General features: G+C 73.0%; 24 protein-coding genes. 8 read left to right on the forward strand and 16 right to left on the reverse strand.

The genetic code is table 11. The annotated features are described in order from the left end of the window. Positions 1–32 precede the first annotated feature (32 nt). Positions 33–812: an SDR family NAD(P)-dependent oxidoreductase gene (locus ACFZCY_RS05470; RefSeq protein ID WP_391169669.1), complete on the reverse strand. Its 780-nt coding sequence runs from the start codon at positions 810–812 to the stop codon at positions 33–35. Between the two features lie 127 nt (positions 813–939). Between ACFZCY_RS05470 and ACFZCY_RS05475 the strand changes: the two genes are divergently transcribed. After that, the gene (locus ACFZCY_RS05475; protein WP_391169672.1) at positions 940–1,824 is read left to right on the forward strand and encodes a helix-turn-helix domain-containing protein; all 885 of its coding nucleotides are present in this window, start codon (positions 940–942) and stop codon (positions 1,822–1,824) included. Continuing rightward, on the forward strand, positions 1,821–2,669 hold the full coding sequence (locus tag ACFZCY_RS05480; protein ID WP_391169674.1) for an oxidoreductase: 849 nt from the start codon (positions 1,821–1,823) through the stop codon (positions 2,667–2,669). The genes ACFZCY_RS05475 and ACFZCY_RS05480 overlap by 4 nt, the downstream gene beginning before the upstream one ends. A 149-nt stretch (positions 2,670–2,818) precedes the next feature. Here the strand turns inward: ACFZCY_RS05480 and ACFZCY_RS05485 are convergent, their stop codons facing one another. From ACFZCY_RS05485 to ACFZCY_RS05500, 4 genes are read right to left on the reverse strand one after another with little or no spacing between them, the layout of a single operon-like run. After that, a complete protein-coding gene (locus ACFZCY_RS05485) occupies positions 2,819–3,241 on the reverse strand; it encodes a hypothetical protein (RefSeq protein ID WP_391169676.1) in 423 nt (140 codons plus the stop codon). 29 nt (positions 3,242–3,270) lie between these two features. Next, positions 3,271–8,013 carry a putative T7SS-secreted protein gene (locus ACFZCY_RS05490; RefSeq protein WP_391169678.1) on the reverse strand — a complete coding sequence of 1,581 codons (4,743 nt, stop codon included), beginning with the start codon at positions 8,011–8,013 and terminating at the stop codon, positions 3,271–3,273. Beyond that, positions 8,013–8,696: a hypothetical protein gene (locus ACFZCY_RS05495; protein ID WP_391169680.1), complete on the reverse strand. Its 684-nt coding sequence runs from the start codon at positions 8,694–8,696 to the stop codon at positions 8,013–8,015. The genes ACFZCY_RS05490 and ACFZCY_RS05495 overlap by 1 nt, the downstream gene beginning before the upstream one ends. Next, positions 8,693–9,133, reverse strand: a complete 441-nt coding sequence (locus ACFZCY_RS05500; protein WP_391169682.1) for an SseB family protein — start codon at positions 9,131–9,133, stop codon at positions 8,693–8,695. Before ACFZCY_RS05500 ends, ACFZCY_RS05495 begins: the two co-directional genes overlap by 4 nt. A gap of 169 nt (positions 9,134–9,302) precedes the next feature. On the opposite strand from ACFZCY_RS05500, the gene ACFZCY_RS05505 reads away from it, so the two are divergent. Further along, the gene (locus ACFZCY_RS05505) at positions 9,303–9,656 is read left to right on the forward strand and encodes a VOC family protein (RefSeq protein WP_391169684.1); all 354 of its coding nucleotides are present in this window, start codon (positions 9,303–9,305) and stop codon (positions 9,654–9,656) included. Positions 9,657–9,665: 9 nt separating this feature from the next. Here the strand turns inward: ACFZCY_RS05505 and ACFZCY_RS05510 are convergent, their stop codons facing one another. Further along, the gene (locus tag ACFZCY_RS05510; protein WP_391169686.1) at positions 9,666–10,172 is read right to left on the reverse strand and encodes a DUF664 domain-containing protein; all 507 of its coding nucleotides are present in this window, start codon (positions 10,170–10,172) and stop codon (positions 9,666–9,668) included. A gap of 131 nt (positions 10,173–10,303) precedes the next feature. Beyond that, positions 10,304–11,869, reverse strand: coding sequence for an oxidoreductase (locus ACFZCY_RS05515; protein ID WP_391169688.1), 1,566 nt, complete (start codon positions 11,867–11,869; stop codon positions 10,304–10,306). A gap of 486 nt (positions 11,870–12,355) precedes the next feature. Between ACFZCY_RS05515 and trxA the strand changes: the two genes are divergently transcribed. The 3 genes from trxA to ACFZCY_RS05530 all read left to right on the forward strand — a co-directional run bounded on the left by trxA (position 12,356) and on the right by ACFZCY_RS05530 (position 13,829). Further along, complete coding sequence (trxA, locus tag ACFZCY_RS05520) at positions 12,356–12,748, forward strand: thioredoxin (protein ID WP_391169691.1); 393 nt, start codon at positions 12,356–12,358, stop codon at positions 12,746–12,748. Beyond that, on the forward strand, positions 12,741–13,334 hold the full coding sequence (locus ACFZCY_RS05525; RefSeq protein WP_391169693.1) for a histidine phosphatase family protein: 594 nt from the start codon (positions 12,741–12,743) through the stop codon (positions 13,332–13,334). Before trxA ends, ACFZCY_RS05525 begins: the two co-directional genes overlap by 8 nt. A gap of 69 nt (positions 13,335–13,403) precedes the next feature. Continuing rightward, a complete protein-coding gene (locus ACFZCY_RS05530; RefSeq protein ID WP_055550499.1) occupies positions 13,404–13,829 on the forward strand; it encodes an OsmC family protein in 426 nt (141 codons plus the stop codon). Here the strand turns inward: ACFZCY_RS05530 and ACFZCY_RS05535 are convergent. The 9 genes from ACFZCY_RS05535 to ACFZCY_RS05575 form a co-directional block, all read right to left on the reverse strand. After that, positions 13,804–14,424 carry a hypothetical protein gene (locus ACFZCY_RS05535; RefSeq protein WP_391169696.1) on the reverse strand — a complete coding sequence of 207 codons (621 nt, stop codon included), beginning with the start codon at positions 14,422–14,424 and terminating at the stop codon, positions 13,804–13,806. The genes ACFZCY_RS05530 and ACFZCY_RS05535 overlap by 26 nt on opposite strands. Positions 14,425–14,457: 33 nt before the next feature. After that, positions 14,458–14,667, reverse strand: coding sequence for a Trm112 family protein (locus ACFZCY_RS05540; RefSeq protein WP_179934081.1), 210 nt, complete (start codon positions 14,665–14,667; stop codon positions 14,458–14,460). Further along, a complete protein-coding gene (locus ACFZCY_RS05545) occupies positions 14,664–15,575 on the reverse strand; it encodes a hypothetical protein (protein ID WP_391169698.1) in 912 nt (303 codons plus the stop codon). The genes ACFZCY_RS05540 and ACFZCY_RS05545 overlap by 4 nt, the downstream gene beginning before the upstream one ends. Beyond that, positions 15,560–16,300 carry a methyltransferase domain-containing protein gene (locus tag ACFZCY_RS05550; protein WP_391169700.1) on the reverse strand — a complete coding sequence of 247 codons (741 nt, stop codon included), beginning with the start codon at positions 16,298–16,300 and terminating at the stop codon, positions 15,560–15,562. The genes ACFZCY_RS05545 and ACFZCY_RS05550 overlap by 16 nt, the downstream gene beginning before the upstream one ends. Further along, a complete protein-coding gene (locus ACFZCY_RS05555; protein WP_391169702.1) occupies positions 16,297–17,772 on the reverse strand; it encodes a condensation protein in 1,476 nt (491 codons plus the stop codon). The genes ACFZCY_RS05550 and ACFZCY_RS05555 overlap by 4 nt, the downstream gene beginning before the upstream one ends. Beyond that, positions 17,769–22,016, reverse strand: a complete 4,248-nt coding sequence (locus tag ACFZCY_RS05560) for an alpha-(1->3)-arabinofuranosyltransferase family protein (RefSeq protein ID WP_391169705.1) — start codon at positions 22,014–22,016, stop codon at positions 17,769–17,771. The genes ACFZCY_RS05555 and ACFZCY_RS05560 overlap by 4 nt, the downstream gene beginning before the upstream one ends. Further along, the gene (locus ACFZCY_RS05565; RefSeq protein WP_391169707.1) at positions 22,013–22,741 is read right to left on the reverse strand and encodes a methyltransferase domain-containing protein; all 729 of its coding nucleotides are present in this window, start codon (positions 22,739–22,741) and stop codon (positions 22,013–22,015) included. Before ACFZCY_RS05565 ends, ACFZCY_RS05560 begins: the two co-directional genes overlap by 4 nt. A 6-nt stretch (positions 22,742–22,747) precedes the next feature. Continuing rightward, positions 22,748–23,938 carry a glycosyltransferase gene (locus ACFZCY_RS05570; protein ID WP_391169709.1) on the reverse strand — a complete coding sequence of 397 codons (1,191 nt, stop codon included), beginning with the start codon at positions 23,936–23,938 and terminating at the stop codon, positions 22,748–22,750. Between the two features lie 106 nt (positions 23,939–24,044). Beyond that, positions 24,045–25,106 carry a porin PorA family protein gene (locus ACFZCY_RS05575; RefSeq protein ID WP_391169711.1) on the reverse strand — a complete coding sequence of 354 codons (1,062 nt, stop codon included), beginning with the start codon at positions 25,104–25,106 and terminating at the stop codon, positions 24,045–24,047. 156 nt (positions 25,107–25,262) lie between these two features. Here ACFZCY_RS05575 and ACFZCY_RS05580 point away from each other — a divergent pair, with 156 nt between their 5' ends. Together ACFZCY_RS05580 and ACFZCY_RS05585 are read left to right on the forward strand one after the other, a co-directional pair. Continuing rightward, positions 25,263–25,442 carry a hypothetical protein gene (locus ACFZCY_RS05580; protein ID WP_391169713.1) on the forward strand — a complete coding sequence of 60 codons (180 nt, stop codon included), beginning with the start codon at positions 25,263–25,265 and terminating at the stop codon, positions 25,440–25,442. A gap of 11 nt (positions 25,443–25,453) precedes the next feature. Beyond that, complete coding sequence (locus ACFZCY_RS05585) at positions 25,454–26,680, forward strand: helix-turn-helix domain-containing protein (RefSeq protein ID WP_391169715.1); 1,227 nt, start codon at positions 25,454–25,456, stop codon at positions 26,678–26,680. The last annotated feature ends 3 nt before the right edge of the window (positions 26,681–26,683 follow it).

Below are 26,683 nucleotides of genomic sequence, written 5' to 3' on the forward strand. Positions count from 1 at the left end.
GACCGTCCAGGTTGCGGCCGGGGGCGGCGGTGTCAGCCCTGTTGTACGGGGACCACCACCAACTCGGCGATGTTCACATGTGGTGGGGCCGCGACCGCGAAGGCGATCGCTTCCGCTATGTCCTCGGCGGTGAGGGGGGTGAGGGTGGTGCGCATTCCGGTGAGGGTTGTGCGCATCCGCGGGTCGCTCATGTCGTTGCCCAGCTCGGTGACCGTGACGCCCGGTTCGACGTTCTTCACGCGGACGTCGCGCGGGCCGAGTTCGGCGCGCAGGTTGCGGGTCAGGTGGGCTACGGCGGCCTTGGTGGCGGAGTAGACGGACCAGTTGGGGTACAGAAGGTGTCCGGCCACCGAGCCGATGTGGACGAGGTCCGCTGGGTGGCCGTCGGCGGCGGTGGCGATGAGGTCGTCGGTGAAGGCGCGGGCGGTGTGCAGCAGGGCGCGCAGGTTGGTGTCGAGCATGCGGTCCCATTCGTCCGTGGCCGCGGTTTCGAAGGGGGCGCCGAGCATCACGCCGGCGTTGGCCACGACGAGGTCGACGCGGCCGAGCGTGCTGTGGATCGTGTCCGCGGCGGCGGTGAGGGCCTCGGGGGCGGTCAGGTCCACGGCCAGGGGGAGGGCCGCGCCGGGGCCGTCCCCGCGTAGTTCGTCGGCCAGGGCCTTCAGGCGGTCTTCGCGGCGGCCCAGGAGGGCGACGTGTGCGCCGTCGGCCACCAGGCGGCGGGCGGTGGCAGCGCCGATTCCGCTGGTGGCGCCCGTGATCACCGCGATGCGGCCGGACAGAGGGAGGTGGGGGTGGTTTCGTTCGGTCATGGGTCCAGGGTTTCCGCAGCTTCCGTACCGCTCCAGGCCGCGATCCACCCGGACGGCGTGATCCTAGGAGGATTACGGCCACCTTCCGGCGCCCCGTACGCCGCCGCCCCGGCGTAGCGTCGAATCCATGGAGAGCGTGGACAGCGAGAACCTGCTCGGGCAGTTCCTGCGCGCCCGCCGTGAGCTGCTGAGCCCCGAGGAACTGGGTCTGCCGGCCGGCGTGCGGCGTCGGGTGGCCGGGCTGCGGCGGGAAGAGGTGGCGATGCTCGCCGGGGTGAGCACCGACTACTACGTACGGCTGGAGCAGGGCCGGGAGCGGCATCCGTCGGCACAGGTGGTCGACGCGCTGGCCCGGGTGCTGGGGCTGGAGGAGGACGCGGTGGCGCATCTGCATCAGCTCGCGCGGCCCGCGCCCGCGCGGCGCCGGAAAGGCGCACGGGAGGGCGTACGGGAGGGCGTATGGGAGGAGCGGGTCAGCCCGGTGCTGTTGCGGATGATGGAGGGCTGGCACCGGACCCCGGCCGTGGTGCTGGGGCGCCGTCTGACCGTGCTCGCCCACAACCCCCTGGGCCGGGCCCTGTTCGATGGGCACGCCCACAGCGGGGATCTGCTGCGGCTGGTGTTCCTCGACCCGGACGCCGAGGACTTCTACCCGGAGTGGGAGCGGGTGGCCGTCAGCACGGTCGCCGGGCTGCGGGCGGCCGTCGGCACCGACTACGACGACCCTCAGCTGATCGAGGTGGTCGGCGAACTGTCGTTGCGCAGCGAGGCGTTCCGGCGGTTGTGGGCCCGTCATGACATTCGCCAGAAGGCGCATGAGACCAAGCGTTTCCGGCATCCCGTGGTCGGCGAGCTGACGCTGGATTACGAGTCGCTGACCGTGAACGGCGCCCCCGGCCAGCAGCTGGTCGTCTACCAGGCCGCACCGGGCAGCCCCTCCGAACACGCGCTGTCCCTGCTCGGCAGTCTCACTGCCGGGGACATTCCAGAAAGGAAAGACTTCTTCACATGAGCGCCAACGACTCCGTTTGGTTCATCACCGGCTGCTCCACCGGCCTCGGCCGCGCTCTCGCCACCGCCGTCCTCGAAGGGGGCGGGCGTGCCGTCGTCACCGCCCGCGATCCGGGCACGGTGGCGGACCTGGTCGCCCGGCACGAGGACCGCGCTCTGGCGCTCGCGCTCGACGTCACCGACACCGGCAGGGCCGCGGAGGCCGTCAAGGAGGCGGAGGCCACCTTCGGACGCATCGATGTGCTGGTCAACAACGCCGGATACGGCTATCTCGCCGCCGTCGAGGAGGGCGAGGACCACGAGATCCGTGCCCTGTTCGACACCAACGTCTTCGGGTTGGCCGATGTCACCCGGGCCGTCCTGCCCGGTATGCGCGCCCGCCGCCGCGGCCACATCGTGAACGTCTCCTCGGTCGGCGGGCTGGCCGCCTTCGGCGCCACCGGCTACTACCACGCCACCAAGTTCGCCGTGGAGGGGCTTTCCGAGTCGCTGGCGGCCGAGGTCGCCCCGCTGGGCATCAAGGTGACGATCGTCGAGCCGGGTGGCTTCCGTACGAACTGGTCCGGTCCTTCGATGCGCCAGTCGGCGACCGTCCTCGACGACTACGCCGAGACCGCGGGCGCCCGGCGCGCGGCCACCCTGGCCACGTACGGCCGTCAGCCCGGCGATCCGGTCCGCGCCGCCGAGGCGATCATCGGGGCGGTCCGGGCCGAGGAGCCGCCGCTGCGGCTGCTGCTGGGCAGGTCGGCGTACGACATCGCCACCGCCAGGCTGGACACCCTGCGGGCCGGGTTCGAGACGTGGCGGGAGGTGACCCTCGGGGCCGACTACGACGGGGACGTCTGAGGAGAGAGTGGCCGTCGCGGGCCCGCTGCGGTGCGGGCCCGCTGCGGTGTGGGCTCACCGCCGATCAAAGAAAAATCAGATGTGGGCAGCCGGTGGGCCGCCTGCTGGGGGCGGGCCTGGAGGGCTGAGCCGGGGCCTCCACGGCCCGGCTACATCCTGGGGGCGGTGCGCCGCGCCGTCACCGCTTCGATGAACTCCGCGGGCGGAAGGTAGGCGTGCGCGGTGATGTAATGGTGGACGAGGTTCGGGGCGATCAGCCACCTGCCGTCCTCGGCCACCACCCTGATCTCCGCGGCGCCGAGGGTGACCCGCCGGCCGCCGACCTCGATGGCGACCGGGTACGCGGGCTTCCCCTCCGGGTGCGGGAGCGTGCAGGGGAACAGGCCGCGCATGGCGTTCTGGGAGTCGTCCCGGCAGAGCACCCCGAGGGATTCGACGAAGGCCGCCGGCACGTCGCCGCGCGGGAAGTCGTCCTGCTTCTCCAGCCAGCCGACGGTGAACGCCTCGACCCCCGGTGGCACCCCGATGCCGGGGGTGTACGCGTACGGGGACAGGTCCTCGAACCGGGACAAGGTGACGATTCCTTCCAGTGGAGAGAGGGTTACAGGACGTCGGGGACCCAGCGGCACGCGGCCCAGTGCACGCGTCCCATGTTCGGCTGGAGCAGGTGGGAGAGACGGGTGTCGCTCGCCACCGTCGTGGGCGAGCCCATGATCTTCAGGCCCTCCGGGGGAGACAGGATGTAGTCCGGCAGTTTCTCCCCGGGACCGTACACCTCCACGGCCTTGGGATTGCCGATCTCGATCTGGTTGCCCAGGGAGTCCGAGATGGTTTCGCCGTGCCGGCTGTACATGTGCAGGTACGTGCCCTCGGGCACGGTGGCCGCGGCGCCGTCGCCCGGGGCGATGCCGCCGTGGCCGCTGAGCACGGCGTCGCCGTCCGGGCGGGCCCAGGGTTCGGGGGCCGGACCGAAGGCGCCGGACGGGGGCTGTTCGTGGGGGAGCTTGGGGCACAGGCCCAGCGGGTCGATGGCCGCGTGCGGGTTGGGGACGTACGTGGCGGCGTTGGCCGCTGCCTCCAGGCCCAGCGGGTCCGGGGTGGTGTAGCGGGCCGTCTCCGGGTCGTAGTACCGGTGGTGGTTGTAGTGGAGGCCGGTCTCCGGGTCGTAGTACTGGCCGGGGAAGCGCAGCGGGGTGTACGCGCTGCTGTGCCGGGACCAGGTGGTGGTGCCCCACAGCGTGGTGCGGGTGCGCCAGGCGATCTCGCCGGATTCGTCGACGAGTTCGCTGGGCGTGCCCACCAGGTCGGTGACGATGCCGAAGAAGCGCTGGTCGATCTCGGCCTGGGTGGTGGCGTCGGTGATGCGCTCGGTCTGGGCGACCGGGCGGGCGCCGTCGTGGTCCCAGGTGAGGGTCACCGGGTCGGGCAGCCCGGGGGCGGTGGTGGTCTGCTCGACCAGGGTGAAGCCGTCCCAGGTGAAGTCGACGCGCTCCACGGCCGTTTCGCCGTCCTCGCCGAGCCGGAGCTTGGCGATGCGGCGGCCGAGCGGGTCGTAGAGGTAGCGCCAGACCGTGCCGTCGGGGGTGGTGACGGAGGTGAGGCGGTCCTCGGCGTCCCAGGAGTAGCGCCAGGTGTCGGGCTTCTTCGACAGCCGGTTCTTCTGCCGCAGGGTGATGCGGCCCGCCGCGTCGTGTTCGTAGCGGACCCGTCCGGCGCGGGTGATGCGGGTGCCGTCGTAGGCGCGGTGGCCGGTGGCGTCGGCGCCGCCGGGGAGCTTCTCCGGCCAGGCGGCGTAGGTCTGGTTGCCCGCGCCGTCGTAGGCGTAGGTCTCGGTCCAGTTCCTGGCGTGGACGGCGGTGACGCGGCCGCCCGCGTCGACGTCGAAGCGGCGGGCGCCGCCGAGCTGGTCGTCGATGCCGATCAGGTGGCCGTCGGCGCGGTAGTGGTACGCGCGGTGCTGGAGCGGCTGGGCGGACGGGCCGGTGACGGTCTGTTCGGCCAGCCGTCCCGCCGGGTCCCAGATCTGGGCGATGGTGAGGCCGTCGCCGATGTGGCGGCCGACCTCCCGCCCGATGGCGTCGCGGGCGAAGGCGAGGGTGTGGCCGCAGGAGGTGAGGGTCGTGCGGTGGCCCGCCGCGTCGTACGCGAAGGTCGAGGTGGCGCCGGATGGAGTGGTACGGCGGGTACGGCGGCCCAGCGCGTCGTGGGCGTGGGTCAGCGCGCGGCCGCCCACCACCTCGGAGGTGAGCCGCCCCGCCCGGTCCCGCCGGAACACCGCCTCCGCGTCCGGGCCGAAGGCCGTCGCCAGCCGCCCGCCCGGGTCGTAGGAGAAGGTGGTGGACCGGCCATCGGCGTCCTTGCGCACGACGCGGCCGACGGGGTCGCGCTCGAAGGAGACCGTCTGGCCGAGTGGGTTGGTACGGGAGACCAGCGACCCGGCGGCGTCGTACGTGTACTCCAGGGTCCGGCCGTCGAAGTCCGACTCGGAGAGCAGCCGCCCCGCCGGGTCGTACGTGTAATCCCAGGTGAGCCCCTGCGGATTGGTGACCCGGGTGAGCCGCAGCTCCTTGTCGTGGGTGAACTCGTAGCGCGCCCCGTCCGGTCCGGTCTGGGCGACGAGCTGGTCGAAGTGGGCGTATTCGTACGAGGTCTCCCCGCCGCCCGCGTCCACATGGGACGTGCAGTTGCCCTCGCCGTCGTACACCCAGCGCTGCTCGGCGCCGTCCGGGGCGATGTGCCGGGCCAGCCTGCCCTCGGTCGTCCACTCCAGGCGGGTGGTCGCGCCGAGCGGATCGACGACGGCGGTGGGGCGGCCGAAGGCGTCCCGGCGGTAGACGGTGACGGCGCCCAGCGGGTCGGTGATCTCCACCGGCAGCCCGGCCGCGTCGCAGCGCACCCGGGTGGTCGCGCCGAGCGGGTCGGTGACCGTGGACAGGTGGCCGCGCGCGTCGTACGTGTAGCGCGTGGTCTGCCCCATGGGGTCGGTGGAGGCGGTGCGGTTGCCGCGCTCGTCGTACGCGTGGCGCCGGACCGTGCCGTCGGCCGCGGTGATCTCCACCGGGAGGCCCAGGTCGTTGTAGGTGGCCTCGGCGCGGTGGCCGTCGGGGGTGACCATGAGGACCGGGCGGCCCGCCGCGTCGTAGGCGTAACGGACGGTCCGGCCGAGCGGATCGGTACGGGACAGCACCCTGCCGAAACGATTCTGCTCGGTGCGGACCGTATGGCCCGCGCCGTCCGTCACGGCCACGATCTGGGACCGCTCGTTCACCACATAGCGGCTGGTGTGCCCCTCGGCGGAGGTGACCGTGGTGACCCGGTGACCGGTGGCGGGGTCGGGCGCGCCGTAGTGGAGGCGGGCCGCGAAGTGGCCCTCGGTGCCGCCCTCGGCGATCACCCGGTCGCGGTTGTCGTAGACGTAGTCGTAGGCGTGGCCGTTGGTGTCCGTCCACGCGATGATCCGGCGCTCGTCGTCGTAGGCGAACCGCGTCGGGCGGCCGGAGGAGTTGATGACCTCGGTGAGATCGCCGTCGGTGTAGCCGTACCGCACCAGCTCCTGGTCCGAGCCGTCCGGGGCGCCGCCCGCCAGGTGCAGGGCGGTGATCCGGCCGTCCCGCGTGGTCAGCTTCAGGTGGTAGCCGCCGCTGTGGACGATGGCGGCCGGGGCGCCGTCCGCGCCGTACTCGAACGTCAGCCGGTGCCCGTTGCGGTCGCCGATCTCCGCCAGCGGCGCGTCTCCGTCGCCGCCGTCCGCCGGGCCGGTGAAATACCGCACGTGGCCGGTGCCCGGGTCGGTGACCGTGAAGTCGCCCTCGGGGGTGCGCTCCAGCGGCCAGCGCGGGCCCGCCTTCGGCAGCGTCGGCACGCCGGGCGCCGGATGCGGGTAGTCCAGCAGCAGCCCGTCCTGCTGGACGAAGACCACGCCCGCGGGACCGATCTCCAGCCGCTGATCGGCGGTGCACGCCCACGACGGGCCGAACCAGCGGCCCGCCCGGTAGCCGGACATCCCCTGCCGGGTGAACATCAGCGGCAGCACACCCGGCAGCGACACATCCGTCTGCGGCAGATACATCCGGCCGGTGGCCAGGTCCACCGGGTCGGTGGGCCCGGGGGTCTTGGCGGCGTTCGGGATGGAGTGCGGCGAGTGGCCGTCCTTCGCCAGATGCGCGAGCCCCGACTCCACCTTGCTCGCGGCCGCGGCGGTCTCGGCGGTCTTGGCGGTCTTGGCGGCGGTGACGGCCCCCTTGGCCGCGCCCAGCCCCTTGGTGCCGATCAGCTCGGGCAGCAGCCGTCCGATGCCCTCCGCCGGGTCCTTGGTGAAGGAGTCGTACATGCCCTTCAGCGCGCCGCCCGGGTTGTTGGCCATCTGGACCAGACCGGCCGCGGTGCTGTTGAGGTTGGTGACGTACTCGGCGGGGTGGGTGAGGTTGTACGGGTCCATCGGGTTCACCTGGCGGGCGAAGTTCACCACACCCGCCGTGCCCTTGATGATGCCGCCCGCCAGATGCGAGGCGTCCAGCTTCAGCCCCTCGAACCCGTCCGAGACCTGCTCGCTGTACGACGGCTTCGCGGGCGCCTCGTCACGGGCCTTCTCCACCGACTTCTTGGCCGCGTCGTGCGCCTCGTTGCGCTGCCGCCGGGCCTCTTTGAGGATGTCCTCCGCCGCCTTGATGCCCTCGGTGCCCGGGTCGTGGAACGCGCCGGGCTTGTCCGGCAGCGTGCTCGGATCGCGCTGGTCGGCGGGGAGGAGGTTGTACTTCCACGCGGCCGTGTTGTACGCGTCCACCTTGCTGTTGTGCGCCGAGCGGGCGTCGTCGGACGCCTTCTTCGCCGCCTTGTACTTGTCGATGGCCAGCTGCGCCTGCGCTTGCGCCCACTCGACCGTGGCGGCGAAGCTGCTCAGCGCGCCGCTCGCCTTCTCGCAGGCGTCGGCGGCCTTGTACCACTTCTTCGGCTCGACCGAGACCTTGCTGTAGAAGGCGTTGGCGAACACGCCCTTCATGAGCTGGTCGGGGTCGACGCCCTTGAGGCCGCGGCCGACGTTGTTGAACGCCTTCGCGAAGTCGGTCAGGTGCTCGGCGGTGGACCGCAGCTTGCCGGGGTCGCCGTGGACCAGCTTCTTGGGGTCGTCGGTCTGGTCGAGCTGCCACTCGTCCACGTCGGCGCCGAGCGCGTCGGCGGCGGTGGCGCTCTTGTCGCGGACCCACTCCGCGCCGCTCTCCCAGCCGGCGTCGTCCAAGCGGTCCGCGGTCCAGCTGCCGGCGCTCTCGATGCCGTCGCCGACGTCCTCGACCCGGTCCTCGACCCAGTCCTCGACCCCGTCCGGTACGAAGTCACCGAGCCCCATCAGTGCTCACCCCCGCCGCCCTGACCTGGTTGTTGCTGTTGTGCTTGCGCCTGTGCCTGGGCTTGGGCGCGTTCCTCGGGGGAGGGGCCGAACGTGTCGTCCACGGCCTGGTCGAACCGCTGGTCGTCGATGCCCGCCGCTTCGTTCACCAGGCCGGTCTGGAAACCGCCGTACCCCTCGGTCACCAGGCTGCGGCCGGTGTCCTTCCAGGTCTGGCCCATCTCGGCGCCCGCCTGCTTCCAGGACTCGGCGCTGTAGTCGGGCGCGTCGGGCATGAGGACGTCGCCCCAGCTCTGCTTGGCGATCTCTTCCTCGGTGGCGTGCGGATTGCCGGTGGGGGACAGGGCGTTCACGGCCACCTTGAACGTGCCGCCCCAGTACTGGTCCTCCTCCCAGGACGCGCCCGCCGCGATCCCCAGCCGGTCGGCGAGTGCGTTGGCGTCCTGGATCAGCGCCCGTACGCCCCACTCCCAGCGGTCGCAGAACCCCTCGAACGCGTCGGCCAGACCGCCGCCACCGGCCTCCGTCTTCGACATCGTCATGTCGCCGAAGCCACTGCCCTGGAGGGCGCCGGTGGAGCTGCCCACATCTTTCAGCTCGCCGATCGCGGAGCGCAGGCCCTTGGTGATGAGGTTGACGGACTCCTGGGTGACCTTGAAGTCGGCGTTTCCGCCGCCGCTCATCGGGGAGTCCCCGGGGTGGTGTCCGGGCCGGTTTCGGCCCGGATCTCCGCGGCTTCGGTTTCGGTGAGGTCCACCGCCACCTCGTCCGGCACGATCCCCTTCACCGGCGGGAACATCATCGAGCCGTCCTCGTCGGCCACGTCGAGGGCGACCCCCGCCGGACCGTCCAGCGCGGGGACCATCACATCCAGCAGCCGGGCCCCCAGCACGGACGCGAACTCCCACTCCTCGCGCGCCGCGCCGCGGGCCTCGGCGAAGCGCGACAGGGCGAATTCGTCCGTAAAGGCGTAGATCCAGTGGATCCCGCCGTACGTCGCCGTCATGAAGTCGTCGTCGACCAGCGGCACCAGTACCGCGGTACGCCGGAACTCGCCCACCATTGCGGCGGGATCGCCCGATCCGTCCCGTACTGCCGCTATATGCTCCACCAGCTCCACTGCGGACCCCCGTGTTCCCTTTCCGATCGCGGTTACGGTAACGCAGCGGGCCGAGCGCCGGAACGGAGGAGGGGCTTTCTCACAGGAGCGGCGGGGCCGCGCCCTTCGGTGAACCGCATGCCTCCTTAAATGCGTGTCGTCCGAAGTCCGGCATGGCTAGGCTCGGCGGATGGCTTTGGAATGGGAACAGGTCATTGTTCACTCGACGGATCCGGTGGCCTTGGGGCAGTGGTGGGCCGAGGCCCTTGGCTGGGTTGTGGTCCACTCCTCCGACGAGGAGTTCGAGATCCGCCCGGCGCCGGACCGTCTGCCGGGGCTGGACTTCGTCCGGCTCGAGGAGGCCAAGAAGGCCAAGAGCCGACTGCATCTCGACTTCAGGCCCGACGACCAGGACGCCGAGGTGGCTCGTCTGGTGGCTCACGGCGCACAGCGTGTCGATATCGGCCAGGGGGAACAATCGTGGGTGGTATTGGCGGATCCCGAAGGTAACGAGTTCTGCGTCCTCCGGCAGCGGCCTCAGTAAGTCTCCTCGTCAGGCGCCTACCGTTCCGTCGACGCCCTCGCGGAGGAAGTCGGCGTGGCCGTTGTGCCGGGCGTACTCCAGCAGCACATGGGTCATCACCAGGCGCAGCGTCACGTCCTTGCCCCAGCGCTCGCTGTGCACGACGACATCCAGCGACTCGGCCTCCCGCTCGATGCGGCGCGCGTGCTCCACCTCGCGCTGCCAGGCGTCGAACGCCTCCGTGCGGGTGGCCGTCGTGGCGTCGTACGCCACCTGGTAGTCGCGCCGGTCGGACCAGACCAGCGGGATGTCCTCGCGGTTGACGACGATGCGGAACCAGGTGCGCTCCACCTCGGCCATGTGGCGGACGAGGCCGAGCAGCGACAGCGTCGACGGTGGCATCGACTGTTGCCGCAGCTCCTCGTCGGAGAGGTCGTCGCACTTCATGGCGAGCGTGGCGCGGTGGAAGTCGAGGAAGCCGCGCAGTGTTTCGCGTTCCCCCGCGATGAGGGGTGGGCCGACGCGTTCGGTGGTCATGGTGGTGTGTCCTCCGGGGGTGGGGTGGGTGGGCGTTCTGGACGACGATCAGTGTTCGGTGGGCTTGGGACAACCGATTTCGGGGGCCCGGATGGGGCGTTTTGATCACGCCTGGGCTCGGCTGTCGACCGCTAGTTTTTCTGGAGGGTGCGGGTGACACCCGCGATGACGGCGGTCGTCAGCAACCAGCCGAAGGCGATCAGCAGGTAGGCCAGCCACTGGAGGCTGTCGTTCGACCAGTACCAGGTCGTGCGCTGGCCCAGACCCCCGATGGGGATCAAGAGGTCGAGTGTGTAGACGAAGGGCTGGAACGGGGCGCCTTCGCCTTGTTTGACCGGGTTGGGGGAGTCAGTGCCGAAGGACAGCGTGCCCAGCAGGATCAGTGCGAGGAGCCAGATGCCGGCCAGCCAGGGGCGGTAGCCGTAGCCGACGGTCACGTCGAGGAGATGGCCCCATGCGCGGGCTGCCGGGGACAGGGCGCGGCGCCGGTGGCGTTGCTTGGCGAGGAGGACGCGGCGGGCGTCGTCGTCGTGCCCGGCCTTGCGGTACCAGGCCGCCAACTGCTCGTACGGTTGTGGGTTGTAGCCCGGGCTGCTGCGTATCCATGCCACGCGTCGGGTCACGGACTCACGGTCGCCCACGGCCTCGTGTCGCTCGTCGTTCGCGTCCGCCGTCTTGATGGAGCCGTAGACGAAGCCGTCCAGTTCCACTCTCTCCGGCCAGCTGTGCTCGTTCTCGTGGAGGTACGACACCTGGGCGCCCCGCAGATCGAGGGTGCCGGACGGGGGTCGGGCGAGGGTGAGATCGAGGTCTACGGCTTGCAGGTGCATGGCGACCAGGGCCGGGGCGTTTCCATCGTCGGTGAGCGTGCCGTTCAGGACGGCTCCGTCGAAGGTCACGTTGTCCGTGACCTGGGTGCCGCGCAGCCGTACCGTGCCGTTCGCGGTGAATCCCTCGGAGAACTTGAGCGACGAGGCCATGGCGTTGTCGAGGGTGAGGGCCACGCCGCGTGGGCCGGGGCCTTCCAGCCGGGCGCCCTGCATGACCAGAGTGCCCGGCAACCGCGCCCCCATCAGTCGGACTTCCCCGTAGGCGACGAACCCGTTTCGGCAAAAGACGCCCCCTTCCATCGCCAGTCCACCGGCCGACAGGGCCCACCCGTCCGGTGCGATCAACTCGGCCCCGTTGAGGAGTAGTCCGCCGTTCACCCGGGCATCGGTGAGCGAAAGGGCGGTGCTCAAGCGATTGAAGGGTGTGGGGGCGCCGCCCTCGACCACGGAGTGCCGCAGGGAGAAGTTGCCCTCGACGCGGGCCGAATCGGCCTCGATGCCGGGTATCCGGCTGCCCGTGAACACGAGGGTCTGCGTCGACGCACCGAGGAGATTCACTGCCTCCTCGAACCAGCATGCCTCCAGCCAGAGGGCGTGGGCGATCTGCGCGCCGGCCAGGTCCAGACGTCCGGATATCCGTGCCCCGGTGAGCCTCAGACGCGCCACCGCACCCGGTTGCCCGGTGTTGGCGCCCAGCAACAACGCGGTGACCACCGCTGCCCGCACCGTCCGCTCGGGCCCCCACCGTCCGCCGTCCGCGACCTGGTCCTCCTCCGGCGTGCCCGTACGCAGGTCCACCCGCCGCCCCTCGGGGAACGCGTCCCACAGCTCACGCTCAGGTGAAGTCAACTCGTTGTAGGAAAGCACTCATGCAGAGTAGTGATCTCCTCTCGTGCCCGCCTGGCCGTACCGCACCCGGATCGGAGAGATGCCCCAGATCTGCGCCCGCTGCCAGGAGACGACCAGCGAGCCGGTCATCGTTGGGATCGGGCACGGCGCGAGCGTCCGCGGCCACACCGTCTACGCCTGCCCCGGCAAATGCGCCGCCGGCTTTCCCCAACAACGCGAGCCGTTCCACGGCACCCCCATCCCACGCCCCACCGACCCGGGCACACCCGATGACCAGCCCCGTCCACAGGACCGTCCTGGACCACCGCACGGGCTCGGAGTGCTGAACCTCTACCGCCCTCGCCATGCCAGACCTCACAACTGAACGCCGGCCGGGGCGGCCCAACCACCTCGCACGACAAGACGGCCCCAGGGCACCGAGCGCACCAACCCTCGGGAGCGGGCGAGGGGAGGGGCGCCGGCTTGCGGAGGGAATATCGGGGGCGGGCTCGGGGTTACGGACGCATGGGCACGAGCACTGTGGAACTCACCAAGGACAACTTCGACGAGATCGTCTCCGGCAGCGATTTCGTGCTGATCGACTTCTGGGCCTCCTGGTGCGGCCCCTGCCGGATGTTCGCACCGGTGTACGAGAAGGCCGCTGAGCGCCACTCCGACCTGATCTTCGCGAAGGTCGACACCGAGGCGCAGCCCGAGCTGGCGGGCGCGTTCGACATCCAGTCGATCCCCACGCTGATGATCGTGCGCGACAACATCGCCGTCTTCTCCCAGCCCGGCGCGCTGCCCGAGCAGGCCTTGGAAGACGTCATCGGGCAGGCCCGGGACCTGGACATGGACGCGGTCCGGGCCTCCGTCGCCACCCCCGCCGGTGAGTCGAAGGCCGCCGACGGTGGCTGAGCTGGTGCTGATCCGGCACGGTGAGACCGAGTGGAGCCGGACCGGGAAGCACACCAGCTGGACCGATCTGCCGCTGACGGCGCGCGGTGAGGAGCAGGCCCGGGCGCTGCGCCCGCTGCTGGCGGGCCGGAAGATCGGGCTCACCTTGGTGAGCCCGCTCGGGCGGGCCGTGGATACCGCGCGGCTCGCCGGGCTCACCGACGTGGACATCGATGCTGACCTGCACGAATGGGATTACGGGGGGTACGAGGGCATCACCACCGCCGAGATCCACGAGACCCGGCCCGGCTGGGAGCTGTGGACCGACGGGGTCGCCTCCGGCGGCGCCGACCACCCCGGGGAGTCGCCCGAGGAGGTCGGGGCGCGGGTCGACCGGGTGCTGGCCAGGATCGAGCCCGAGCTGCGCGCGGACGGCGGCGACGTCGTCCTGGTGGCGCACGGGCATGTGCTGCGGGTGCTCACCGCTCGCCGCCTCGGCCTGCCGCCGTCCGCGGGAGCGCTCTTCCGGCTGGAGACCGCGACCGTGAGTCGACTGGGAACCGAGCACGGGCGTCCGGCCCTCATGGCGTGGAACGTAGGCTCGTAGGCGCAGGTCCCGTAAGTTCCGTACGAGGTTCCGTACGCCACCGAGCAGAGGAAGCAGGGAACAGCGAGCATGGCTACGACGCGTACCGCGCACACCGTCTGGCAGGGCAATCTGGCCGAGGGCAAGGGGACGGTCACCTTCGACTCGTCCGGGATCGGCGAGCAGCCGGTTTCCTGGCCGTCGCGCGCCGAGCAGGCGAACGGCAAGACCAGCCCGGAGGAGCTGATCGCCGCCGCGCACTCCAGCTGCTTCTCCATGGCGCTGTCGCACGGCCTGACCCAGGCCGGTAACCCGCCCACCCGGCTCACCACCCAGGCCGACGTCACCTTCCAGCCGGGCACCGGCATCACCGGTATCCACCTCACGGTGGAGGGCACGGTCGAGGGGCTCGACGAGGCCGGGTTCACGGCGGCCGCCGAGGACGCGAAGAAGAACTGCCCGGTGAGCCAGGCGCTCGCCGGTACGGAGATCACGCTGACGGCGAAGCTGGCCTGACGTCCTCCACCCGCTGCAGCAGTCCCCAGGTGAACTCCGCCACATAGTGGCGGAGTTCACCGTTTTCGGCGTCGGCCGGGGCGTCGAAGGCCAGCCGGGAGCGGGTCGGGGCAGAGCCCTCCATCGGCCGCGCGGGCGGGAAGGCGCGCGCCACGTCGTCCACCGTGCAGGACCAGGGGGCGAGGTCGGCGGCCGTGCGCAGGGCGGGCGCGGGGGCGCCGGGGGCGCGTACCAGCCACTCGTTCCACACCGCCCCGCCCGGCGCGGTCAGCACCTCGAACCGCAGATCCGGCCACAGCGGGACCGGCCAGCTCAGCGCGTCGCACGTCAGATCGCCGATGCGGCGCCGCGCGGTGGTCTCGGGCGGGCCCAGCACCGAGCGGTAGCGGGCGACGGCGGGGCGCCGCCGCGGTGAGCGCTGCATCGCCTGCCAGCGGCGGTTGGCCTCGCGCATCACGGCACGTCCGTGGCCCAGTTCGCGCAGCGCGTCCTCGACCAGGCCCGGCTGGTAGTCGGCCATGCGGCGCAGCAGGACGAGGACGAAGGGGAAGGGGGTGGGGAAGGCGTCGGCTGACGGGTCGAGTGCGGAGTCCATGGCTCCATCGTGGCGTACGGGGTACCGCCCGGCTCAGGGTGTGAGGCGCTTCGCCAGCCGTTCGTGTTCCTCGTCCGGGACGCGTTCCCCCGACGACGGCAGCAGCTGCGGGACGCCGTCCACGATCGGGTAGCGGCGGCGCAGCCGCGGGTTGTACAGGACGTCCTCGGGCAGCAGCAGGGTCAGCGGGCCCTTGTCGAGCGGGCAGGCCAGGATCTTCAGGATCGGGTCGTCGGGGGTCATCGTTCACTTCCTTCGCGTACCGGATCAGGGCGGGCGGCGTCGTGGCGGGGGAGGGTCAGCAGGACGCACACCGCCAGCGCCGTCCCGCCGAGCCGCAGCGCGAGCCGCCACGGCTCGTGCGGCAGTGGCTCGCCGAACGCGACCGTCCCGCACGCCACCGTGAACACACAGGTCACCGTCGTGCACACCGGCACGATCAGCGACGCGCGGCAGCGCTGCAGCGCGGTCTGCGACAGCACCAGGCCCGCCGCGCCGGTGAACAGCAGCAGATACGGATACGGGCCGCGCAGCAGCGTGAGCGCCAGCGAACCGAGGCCGTCCGTCGTCAGCAGCCCGGACACGCCCTTGATGGTGAGCGAGCTGACCCCGTACAGCAGCCCGACCGCCACCCCGTACTCCACTCCGGTCGGCGGCCGACGCCCGGGGCGGCGGGCGCGCCACTCGGTCGCGCCGTACAGCCACACCCCCGCCGCCAGGGAGGGGACGCAGATGGCGAGCAGGGTCCCGTTGCCGGTGGCGGTGCGGCTGACGTCACCACTGCCCCGCAGTGAGGCCACCACCATCACCAGCGCGCACAGGATCAGCCCGATCCCGGCCCGTTCGCGGCCACTGGTCCGCTCGCCCAGCACCCGCGAGGACAGCAGCAGGAGCAGCACCAGACCGGACACGAACAGGCCCTGCGCGGCCGCGATCGGCAACGTGCGGTACACCACCAGCTGGGCGGCGAACCCCGCCGCGAGCGCCGCCGAGCCCGCCAGCCACAGCGGGCTCCCCAGCAGCAGCCGCAGCAGCCGCGCCGGGCGGTTCGTGCTCAGTGGCGGCAGCGCCGACAGGGCGCGCTTCTCCAGGACGAAACCGGTGCTGTACGCGACGTTCGCGAGCAGCGCCGCCATCACGCCCCATCCCATGCGCCCTCCCTCCGCCGCGCGTGCACCAGCAGGATCGACGCCAGCGACGGCACCCGGCAGGCGGCCCGGTCCAGTGGCCGCAAGCCCCGCGGTACGCCGTGGAACGGCGCCCCCGCGAGCCGTACCACCTCGAACCCGGACGCGGTGAGGAACCCGCGCAGCGCCCGCGCCGTGTACAGCCGCAGATGGCCGACGACCTCGCGGCCGGGGCGGCCGTGGATGCCCCGCAGGCTGACCTCCGAGAACACCGGCTGCACCCCGGCCAGCAGCAGCCCGCGGTTGTACCAGGCGGCCAGGTTGGGCGTGGACAGCAGCAGATGGCCGCCGGGGCGCAGCACGCGGCGCAGTTCGTCCAGCGCCGCGTCCGGGTCGACCAGATGCTCGACCACCTCGCTGAACACGCACGCGTCGGCGCTCCCGTCGGCGAACGGCAGCCCTCCGTGGCCGAGTTCGCCCCGTACGACGGCGGGCAGCCGTCGCGCGGCGCGGCGCAGCGCGTCCTGCGACCAGTCGACGCCGATGAGGCGGTGGCCCCGCAGGAGGGGGAGGGCGGTGGCGGCCGCGGTGCCGTCGCCACAGCCGATGTCGAGGATGGTGGCGGCCTCGTCGCGACCCGCGGCGTCGAGCGCCTGTGCCAGCATCCGCGCCTGGCGGCGGCTGCGGTCCGGGCCGGACGCGACGGGCACGGCCGGGTTCTCGTAGAACTCCCGGAGCGCCGGGCTCACGCGGTGCCTTCCGCGTGTGCTCGTGCGGTGGCCGCCAGCGCGCGCTGGAACAGGCCCGCGAGCCCCGCTCCCGCCGCGTCGTCCAGCAGCGCCCGCGACCAGCGCAGCGTCACATGCAGCCGCCCGCCGGTCGAGGCCGTCGTCACCGTCAGCCCGCGGGGCATACGGGCCGGGGCCGAGAACCAGACGGCGGTGGCCTCGCCCGCCTCGCCGAAGTCGAGTGCGTACGGGATGCGGCCGATGTTGCTCAGCAGCGTGGTGGACGTCCACGGGCCGGCCGCCCGCCGCAGCCCCCGCGTCACGGCGGCCCGCAGCCCGACCGGTACGGCGGGCAGCGTGAGCAGTGTCCCCGCCACCCCCAGCTGCGCCCCCGGCGCGGCCTTCAGCGCCCGGGTGCGGGCCGCGGTGCGGCGCAGCAGCCGCGCCACCGCCGCCGGATCGGGCGTCTCCCGGGTCAGCAGCCGCGACTCCGCCCGCTCCTCGGGTCCGAAGCCGACCTCCACGAGCCGGGTGCCGTTGCCGATGGCCATCTCGGACGCGCCGCGCGGCCGGTCGTCCACGGGCATGGTGATCCGTACGGGGTCGGGCGAGCGGCCGTGCAACGTGTTCCAGCGGGCCGCCATCAGGCAGGTGGCGACGAGGAGCTGGTCGTTGACGGTGGGGCGCGGCGCGGGGCCGGGGGCGCCGGGCGGGCGGGGCGGTACGGGCAGTTCGGAGAGCAGCATCGCGTTGCCGGTGCGGGGCGTGTGGGTGTCCCTGGCGATCCGTACGGGCCGGGCGAGCCCCCGCGCGGGCGGGGCCCCGGCCACTGGGGGCGCCGGGGCCACTGGGGGCGCCGGGGCCACTGGGGGCGCCGGGGCCACTGGGGGCGCCGGGGCCACTGGGGGCGCCGGGGCCACTGCGGGCGGCGGGGGCGCGGTGGGTGGCGTCGCTCGGGCGGCACCGCCGCCGTACAGGGTGGCGGCGGTGGCGAGCACCCGCAGGCACGACGGTCCGTCGAGCGCGGTGTGGTTGACGGTGAGGACCAGCACACAGCCGGTACGGTCCGGTTCGGTCACCACCTCCAGCCGCACCGGAGGCGACGCCGTCAGCGGCGGGCACACCGCGAGTGCCCGCTCCCGGGCCCGGGTGAGGGCGTCGGCCGCGCACGGCGGAAAGCTCACCGGCTCCACGTCCGGGCCGTCGGTCACCTCCCACTCGTACCGCCGTCGCCACCACCGCCCGGGCGTCTCCCGCACCAGAATCCGCGGATGCCGCCGCAACGCCTCCCGGAAGGCGGCCCGCAGCCGGTCGGGCTCGGGCCGCCCCGGCAGATGCACCTCGATGTGCACGGTCTCGGGTTCGTCGTCCTGCAGACAGTGCCGGGAGATCTCGTCGACGGTGGGGAACGGGATCCGCCGCGCGCGGTCCGCCGCCTGCCCGTACGCGGGCGCGCCGGAGCCGCTGCCCGCACTCCGCTCGACCGCGGTCATCGGCCCTCACCTTCGGCCGACGGCCGGGCATTGTGCGAACCGGGGTCACCAGGCGGCGGTGGCGGCGGGGCGTCGGGGGCGGGGACGCCCGCGTGCCCGGCGGCCCGGGACGGCAGCGTCACCACCGCCGCCGTCAGGGCCACGAGTGCCAGAGCCTGGGCCGCACCGCTGAACGCGCCCTCGCCCGACGCCGCCGGTTCGCCCGCGCCCGTCGCCGCCACCACCGTCGCGGCGGCCATCGCCGCGAGGGCCGTGGGGGGCAGCCAGTTGGGGCGGTACCAGGCCAGGAGCGCCAGGAGCGGGACGGCCAGGGCGAGCCAGCCCGCCACGGCGATCATCACCGCCGTCAGGGCGACCGTGCCGAGCACCCAGCCCGGCCCCGGTGGCACCGAAGCCTCCGCCACCTCCGGCTCGGGCTCGCGGCGCCGCGCGAACGCCAGGCCGGCGAGCACCAGGAGCGCGGCCGCGCCGCCGATGAGGGCCGCGTGGTACGTCTTCGCGGGCTCGTACGTGAGCGTCACCGTGCCGCCCTGGCCCGCCGGGACGAGGAACGCCTGCTGCCAGCCGTCGACGCGCAGCGGGGTGAGGGGGTGGCCGTTCAGCGTGGCCTTCCAGCCGTCGTTGTGGTTCTCGTACGTCTGGAGGTAGACGGCCTGGCCCGGGGCCACCTCGACCGTTCTGCGGTCGCCCGACCAGTCCTTGGCTGTGACGGTACGGGTCTCCAACGCGGCGGTGGCGGGCTTGCCGCGGGTCAGGGTCACATCGGTCAGGGCCAGCGGGCCCGCGTCGCCCGCCTCGACGGTGTGGCGCCCCGCGTCCAGCCGCAGCTTGCCGCCCTTGGCCTCGTCACCGCACAGCTCGACCTTCACCGGCCGCCGTTCCGTCAGGTCCCGTACCGGCCCGGACACCTTGGTGGCGTGCAGGGTGCCGTCCACCGCCAGCGCCGGGCCCTGGCCGCACGGCAGGGAGAAACGGGCCTTCGGCAAGGGCTGGGTGACGCGCGGTATGTCCCCCAGTTCGGGGAGGCCGACCTCGGTCAGTCCCACCGGGAGCTGCAACTCCTGCCCGGCGACCGGGTTGTGCAAGGTCAAGGGCGCGGTCTTGCTGATGGTGATGTCGAGCCGGTCGGTGGTGAACGCCGGGAAGCGGACCCAGCCGTTGGCGTCGACTCCGGCGGTGGCGGCGCCGTCGGGGGAGTTGATGAGCACTTCCTCGGGGCGGGTGGAGAGCCCGCCGGCCGCCGCGAGGACGAGCTCGCTGACGCGTCTCTTTTCCGGCCAGCGCAGATGCAGCACGGGGGAGTCGCCCGCGATCCACGCCGTCGTGAGGTCGCCGTCGAGGAGGTTGCGTGCGCTGAGCGCGGTGCCGGTGCGGCTGGTGGAGTCGGCGGTGATCTCGATCCGCGGCCCCTTGGCACCCGCCCGGTTCAGCAGGGCGTCGAGCGCGCCACCGGGCACGGCCAGGGCCTGGCCCGCGATGGCGTACGTACCGCCGCTCCCGGTGCGGAACTGGCGGTGCAGCCCGACCTCCGCCGACGCGGGCGCGAGGCCCCCCGGGTCGGCGGACCGGTGCAGCGAGACCACCTCGGCCGGGGCCTTGCTCCGCTCCGCGTCGGCCGGAAGCGACAGCAACCGCGTGACCTGCACACCCGGTACGGACACCTCGGAGAACCCGGCCCCCGAAAGGCCGGGCCTGGGCGTCTGCGAACCGGTGATGGTGATCTTCAGCCACTTCGCCGGACCGGAGGGGACCTTGACGGACTGCGGGGTGCCGTGCGGCTGGAGCGGGCTGTCCGCGGACCCGTTGCCGGTCTCGACGCGTACGGAGGTGGGCGCGGCGCGCAGGCCGTCGCCGGGCAGCGGGGTCAGCTGGATGGAGTCCGGCAGGCGCAGCGTCTGCGCGAACTCGATACGCAGCCACTGACCCACCGGCTTGCCCGCGCTGCCCTCCGCCCACGCCGTGTCCGGGTTGCCGTCGAAGGCGCCCACGGGGTCGTACTGGGGCAGCTGGAACAGCCAGTTGCCGCTGCTGGAGGCGGTCACCGAGAGCGCCCCGCGCAGCGTGGCGGTCGTCTGGTGGGCGGTGCCCTTCTTCGGCAGGATCTGGCGCGGTGTGCCGCCCGGGTCGGTGAGGCTGCCGGACGGGTTCCGTTCGTCGGCGGTGTACGTGTACGAGGTGTTGGAGTTGACGAGCCCGAAGCGGGTGTCGGCGCGCCGCATGCCGTCGCCGACCGCCTGCAGGGCGGGGGTGCCGGTGCCGGGGTGGCGGTCGCCGGTGAGGACGGTGGGGCGGTCGGCCATCGAGGGGTCGGCGGAGAGCTGGAGCAGCGATTCGGGGCCGCCGCTGACGGCGGCGGTCGCCGACACCGGCTTGGCCGCCACCGCGCCCGGCCGCCGTACCCCTTCGGGCTGGTAGATCTCGACGGCCTGGCGGCGCGGGAACAGCCCTTGCACCTGCACCGGGGTGTCGGCCGCGATCCGGCCACCGGTCATGAGCGGCCCGAACCCGGCGACCTTGCGGTAGCCGGAGGCCTCCAGGGTGCGGGCGACGGTCTGCGGCGGTACGTAGCCGAGCTGGTCCGGGTCGAGGTCGTTGCGCACGACGACCTCGTGGAGTCCGGCCCGGGCGAGGAAGTCCCGTAGCCCCGGCACCTCGCCGCCGCTGAGCAGCGCCTGCTCGACCGCGTCCAGCGCCCGCCGCGATCCGGCGGTGCCGAAGGGCACGAAGTCGCGTTGTGCCCAGCGGGATTTCGCGAGCACGTCGAGCGGCTGGTCGATGGGGCTGCCCCAGGTGTAGAGGCCGTGCGCGGTGGCGGGGACGACGAGGGCGCGGCTTTGGGCGGCGTGTGCGTCGAGCCAGTCGGCGGTCTTCTTCCAGTGGGAGGGCAGCGCGCTGAAGCGGCCCGGCTGGAGGACCGTTCCGTTGAGATACGGCCAGGCGAGGGCGGGGAGGAGCAGCAGGGCCAGGACGGCGGGGAGGAAGCGGCGACCGCGGAACCAGCGCGGCCGGGCAACCGCGGTGTCCCCGGCGGTGCCGACCGTTCCGGTGGCCGCCACGCCCACCACGTGCGTCAGCCCCAGGGCCAGCGCCAGGGCCAGCCCGGCCTGGAACTTGTAGACGTTGCGGAACGGCCGCAGCCACCCGTCCAGCCACCCCCGCACCGCCTCGTGGAACGGCCCGCCGAGCGTCCCCCCGTACCCGGCGAGGGTGATCAGCGCGACGGACAGCACGACGAGCAGCAGCCATCGCCGCTCGGGCAGATCCCGCCGCGCGAGCCCGGCCAGCCCCAGCGCGGCGGCCAGCCCGGAGCCGAGGACGGCGACGACGGACGCGGCCACGGTCCAGCCGCCGGGCAGCCACGCCTCGCCGAAGTGCAGATACGCCACCCAGTTGCCCGCGCCGCGCAGCGTCTCGGTGGCGGCCATGGTGGCGGTGGTGGTGTCGGCCTGTTCGATGTACGGCAGGAAGTTCTCGCCGTACACCCCGAGCAGCAGCAGCGGTACGACCCACCACAGCGTGGCCAGCAGCACCCCCGGGATCCACCACCCCAGCAGCGCCCGCTGCCGCCGCCCGGCGGGGCGGCTGAGCAGATACAGCGCGACCGGCAGCAGCGAGGCCAGCGTGGAGGCGGCGTTGACGCCGCCCATGCAGGGCACGAGCAGCGCGGAGCGGGCGGCGGCGATACGGGGGCGGCCGGCCGGGTTGGTGAGCGGCAGCACGACCCACGGCAGCAGCGCGCCGGGGAGCGCGGCCGCGGAGGTGGAGCCGACGACGATGGTGAACACCGGCCACAGCGCGTACCCCGCCGCGCCCAGCAGCCGGCCCGCCGGGCTCCCGACGCGCAGCCGCTCCGCCAGCCGCAGCGCGCCCCAGAACGCGGCCGTGACGATGAGGGACATCCACAGCCGCTCGGCGAACCACACCGGGATGTGGAGGAGGTGGGCGAGGGCGTAGTACGGCAGCATCGGGAACGCGTAGCCGACGTACTGGTCCGCGATCCCGCCGAAGCCCGCCCGGTCGTGCCACAACGATCCGAGGTCGGCGAGGAAGCCGAACGGGTCGAGGACGACCGGCAGCTTGGTGTCGAAGGACATCCTGCCGGGCGAGGGCGCGAGGAACGCGACCAGGACGGCGGCCCAGAACGCCAGCAGCCAGCGCCGCCCGCGCGGCCGTTCACCGGGCGCGGGCGGCGGCGGGGCGGCCGGGGCGCGCACCTGGGGCGGGGACGGGACGACCTGGGTCATGGCGACCGCCTAAGGATCAGGAGGAGATTCCACGTCGCGACCTCCCGCAGCCCCGGCACACGCGTGACCGCCTCGGTGAGGAACGGCCAGTAGCGGGAGCGCGCCGAGACCACGGACACGTCCGCGCGGCCGCGGACGTGGCGCAGGACGGGGCCGATGTGGAGGGGGAAGAGGTTTTCGCCGAGCGTGTGCTTGGCGGCCCGGCCGGTGCGGCGCCGGTAGCGGGCCCGGGCCCGCTCGGCGCCCAGATAGTGCCAGGGCGCCCACTCGTGGCCGCCCCAGGGGGATAGCCAGTTGGTGTACGAGACGTAGATCAGTCCGCCGGGGCGGGTGACCCGCACCAGCTCGCTGAGGAAGGTGTACGGATCGGCCACGTGCTCCAGCACATTGGAGGAGAACGTCATGTCGGCCACGCCGTCCGCGAGCGGCAGCAGATACCCGTCGGCGAGGACGGCTCCGGCGGGCGGGCGTCCCCGGGCGGTCAGCTCACCGGTGTCCGGCTCGAAGAGGTAGGCGTGGGCGCCACGGCGCCGGAACTCCTCGGTGAAGTGGCCGCTGCCGCCGCCCACGTCGACCACCACCCGCCCGCGCAGCGGCCCGGCGTACCGGGCCAACTGCTGTGCGGCGTCCCGCGCGAGGAGCCGGTAGCAGCGTTCGGGGTCGGTCTGCTCCCGCAGGAAGGCGCGGAAGAGGGCGACGGAGCGACGGATGGAGGGGTCCCGCACAGCCGCTCACCGCCAGGGTCTGGATGACGACGAGACGGAGGGGAGCGGCGGTGGCGCCGACAGGTAGGCCTCGGCGGCGACGGCCCGGAAGCCCCGTACCGTCGCGCTCCACCGGAACCGCTCCGCGCGCAGCCGCGCCGCCCGGCCCAGCGCCCGGCGCCGCTCCGGGCCGAGCGCGAGCGCACACCAGGCGGCGGCGAACGAACTCTCGCCGCGCGCCAGCACACCCGTCACCCCGTCGTCGACGGAGTCGCGCAGCCCGGGGATGTCGAAGCCGAGCGTGGGCGTGCCACGGGTGGCCGCCTCCATCACCACCAGGCCCCAGCCCTCGATCAGGGAGGGGTGCAGCAGCAGCCACGCCTGGCACAGCAGCCGGTGCTTCTCCTCCTCGGTGACATGGCCGGTGAAGGTGACCCCGGGACCGGCCATCGCCTCCAGCCGGGCCCGTTCGGGGCCGTCGCCGACGATGACGAGCCGTCCGCCGGTGACCGGCCGCACCCGTTCCCACAGCCGCAGCAGCAGGTCGACGCGCTTGTACTCGACCAGCCGCCCCATCGCGAGGAACAGCGGCTCACGGGACGTGGGCAGCAGGGGCCCCGGTTCCTCGACGCCGTTGTGCACCACCCGGATCCGGGTCCGGTCCACGCCGAGGGAGCGTAAGCCGGCGGCGGTGGAGTCGGAGACGGCCACCATGAGGTTGCCGCGGTGGGTGCCGGTGAGCGCCCAGTGTTCGAGGCGCCTGCCGAGCCGGGCGGCCGGGCCCCGGAAGCGCAGCTTCCAGAGGTCGGTGTGCACGTGGTTGACCAGGCACAGGGTGGGGCCGCGATGCCAGAGCGGGGCGAGGTAGGGCAGTCCGTTGCACACCTCGACCAGCAGGTCGCAGGGGCCGACCCGGTGGGCGAGGGTGTGCGGGGTGCGCAGGAAGTGGCCCAGCTCGCCGAGGGTGCGCCCGTTGCCGCCCGCGGACACCACCTGGTAGCCGCGGGTGCCGGCGGGCCCGCCGCACACCACGGTGACCTGGTGGCCGTGGGCGGTCAGCCCCTCGGCGATCCGGTCCACCAGCAGCTCGGAGCCACCGGCCGCCGGATTGCCGAGGTCGCGGCGGGCGAGGAAGACGATCCGGTGCGGCAGCGGCGCGATGGCCTCCGCGGTGGATTCATGGGGCGCGGCGGGGGACGGTCGTACGTGCTGGGGCATGGCGGGGTGCTCCAACTCGCCTCAGGGTGCGGAGACTTCGTGGGAAGACTGCGGGAGGAGACGTGCCGAACCGGGGGTGTGCGATGGCGTGATGCTCGTGGGGTGGTCAGTTTTCGCTTCCTCGTTCGCCCCGGCTACTCACCGGCGTGACAAATTGACCGCCCCCGGCCGCTGACGCTTCATCACTTCGCGCAGTATCACTCACGCGTGCCCGCCTCCCCCGCACCACCAGCACCACTCCCGCCACGGTCAGCACCGCCCCGGCGATCCCTGCGGCCAGCGGCGCCGTCTCGCCGACCAGCTTCAGCCTGCGGTTGTCGTCCCTGGCCAGCTTCACCTGGCCGCGCTGGGTGGCCTCGGTGAACGCCAGCCCCTCGCCACGCAGCAGCGTCACCCGGTCCCGGTCGCCGCCGGGCGCGCGCAGGGTGACCTTGGGCGAGATCCCGGCGTAGATGATCCGGCCGGTGCGGCGGTCGGCCACCAGCTCGATGCCGGTGTTGGCGTACCACTCCTCGGCCTGCACCTGGCTCTGCTTCGCCCGCCCGACCAGCCGCCCGGGCACCTGGCGGGTGCCGGTCCGGGTGGGCCGCACGGTGCCGGTGAAGCGGTAGCCCTCGTACCCCTGGATCTTCGCGGTACCGGCGAAGCGGAGCGGGACGGTATCGCCCAGCGTGCTGTCCCACCAGCGGTACGTCCGCTTCTTCACATCGAACGGGAACTTCAGGTAGGCGTCCCCCTGGAACGGCCCTGGCGCCTCGCCGCAGCAGTGCACCGGCTCGTTGGTGCGGCGGTCGGTGACCCAGCGCTCGGTCTTCCACTGGAAGGCCCGGCGCGGATCCCGCAGCGGCAGGGTGCGCGGGGTGTCGACCGTCGTCGACACGTCCCAGACGGCGCGGCCCGTGCGGTCGCTGTCGTGGACGTCGCCCAGCACCCGGCGGGTGATGGTCAGCTTCTGCCCCCGCCGCTCCTTGACGTCGCCTGTGTCGAAGTAGCTGCCCGGGCCGGTGAACACCGTGGTCACATCGGTGTCGATCGGGGTGCGTTTCGCACGCGGTTCGACGTACCAGGTCAGCAGGGGCGCGAGGACGAGCAGGAAGACGCCGAGCCCGAGCGGGACCAGCGACAGCGGCCAGAAAGCGGATGAAGTGGGTGGTACCGAGCGGCGCATGGCAGGCACTCCGTCTCGATGCGGCCGGATATTACCGGCGAGTCTTAAGGCCGGGACCGTAAGCGCAGGGTTGACGGGGTGTCAATCCTCCTTCCATGCTGGTGAGTTGCCGGGCCGGGCCGGTGCGCACGCCATACGGAAGGGGCTCACCGCGCCATGCCCAGACTGCTCGCCGCCGCCGTGACCTGCGTCCTCTCCGCCGCCCTCGCGGTCGGCGCCGCGTTCGGCATCGTCGCCCTGCTCAGCGTCACACCCGACCAGCCGAACGTCCCCCTCGTCACCTTCCCGACCTCGTCGCATTCCGGCTCCCCCGCGACCTCGGCGGAGAAGCGGTAGGGGAGACGGGGATGGCGTCGCCGTTACGCTCCGCCTGGCGGGAGGTGCCCCGGTCGCGGGTGCGCCACTTCGCCCGGCTCGCCCTGGACGAGGTGCCGGTCCTCGCCGAGGACATCTTCCGCGAGATCCGCCGCGAGTACCCGAACCTGACCATCGTCCCGGACGAGAGTGGCGAACCGGTGGCGCTGGTGGGCATCCGGCGCGCCCTCGAACACTTCGTCGGCTACGTGTCGGACGGCTCCGGCGGGCCCCGCGAACACCCCCAGGTCTTCCAGGAGTTCGGCCGCGGCCAGGTGCAGCACGGCCGCAGCCTCGACTCCCTCCAGGCCATGTACCGGCTCGGCGTACGGCTCGCCTGGCGCCGCCTCGCCGAGATCGGCCAGCAGGTCGAGATCCCCGCGCCCGCCATGTACGAACTCGCCGAGTCCGGCTTCGAGTATCTGGACGGGCTGGTCGCCGAGTCCATGCGCGGCTACGCCGAGGCCGCCGCGCGCCAGGCGGGGGAGCGGCTGCGGCTCCAGCGCCGGCTGCTCGACCTGCTGCTCACCGAACGCCCCCGCAAGAGCCCCGACGACGCCGACGCCCTCGCCGAACGGGCCGCCCGCATCGGCTGGCCGCTGCCCGAGCGGGTCGCCGTCGCCGTACTGCTGCGCCCCGCGCGCGAGGCGCTGGCCCCCGCCGTGGGCCGGGACGTCCTCCTCGACATGGAGTGCGAACAGCCGCGCATGGTGCTCCCCGACCCCGAGGAGGCGGGCCGCCCCGAGCTGCTGCGCCGCGCCACCGCCGGGTGGTCGGGCGCGGTCGGCCCGCCCGTACCGCTCGCCGAGGCCGCCAAGTCGCTGCGCTGGGCGGCGGCCGCGGTCCGGCTGATGGAGCGCGGACTGCTGCCCGCCGGGGAGGTGCTGCACTGCACCGAGCACACCGAGGCGCTGGTGCTGCTGCCGCCGGAGGAGCTGATCGACGCCCTGGCCCGCCGCCGTCTCGCCCCGCTCGCCGGGTGCGGCCCCGCCCAGGGGCGGCGCCTGGCCGAGACGCTGCTGGCGTGGCTGGAGACGCGGGGCGGCGCGCCGGAGATCGCGGACCGGCTGGGGGTGCATCCGCAGACCGTGCGCTATCGGCTCCGCCAGATCAGGGAGCTGTGGGGCGACGAGGTGGAGGATCCGGACCGCCGCTTCGAACTGGAGCTGGTGCTGCGGGCGCAGCGGCTCCGCGGCGACCTGCTGCCGTCCACCCCCTAGCGG

It is taken from the genome of Streptomyces sp. NPDC007983 (assembly GCF_042958345.1).
In the GTDB taxonomy this organism is placed as follows: domain Bacteria; phylum Actinomycetota; class Actinomycetes; order Streptomycetales; family Streptomycetaceae; genus Streptomyces.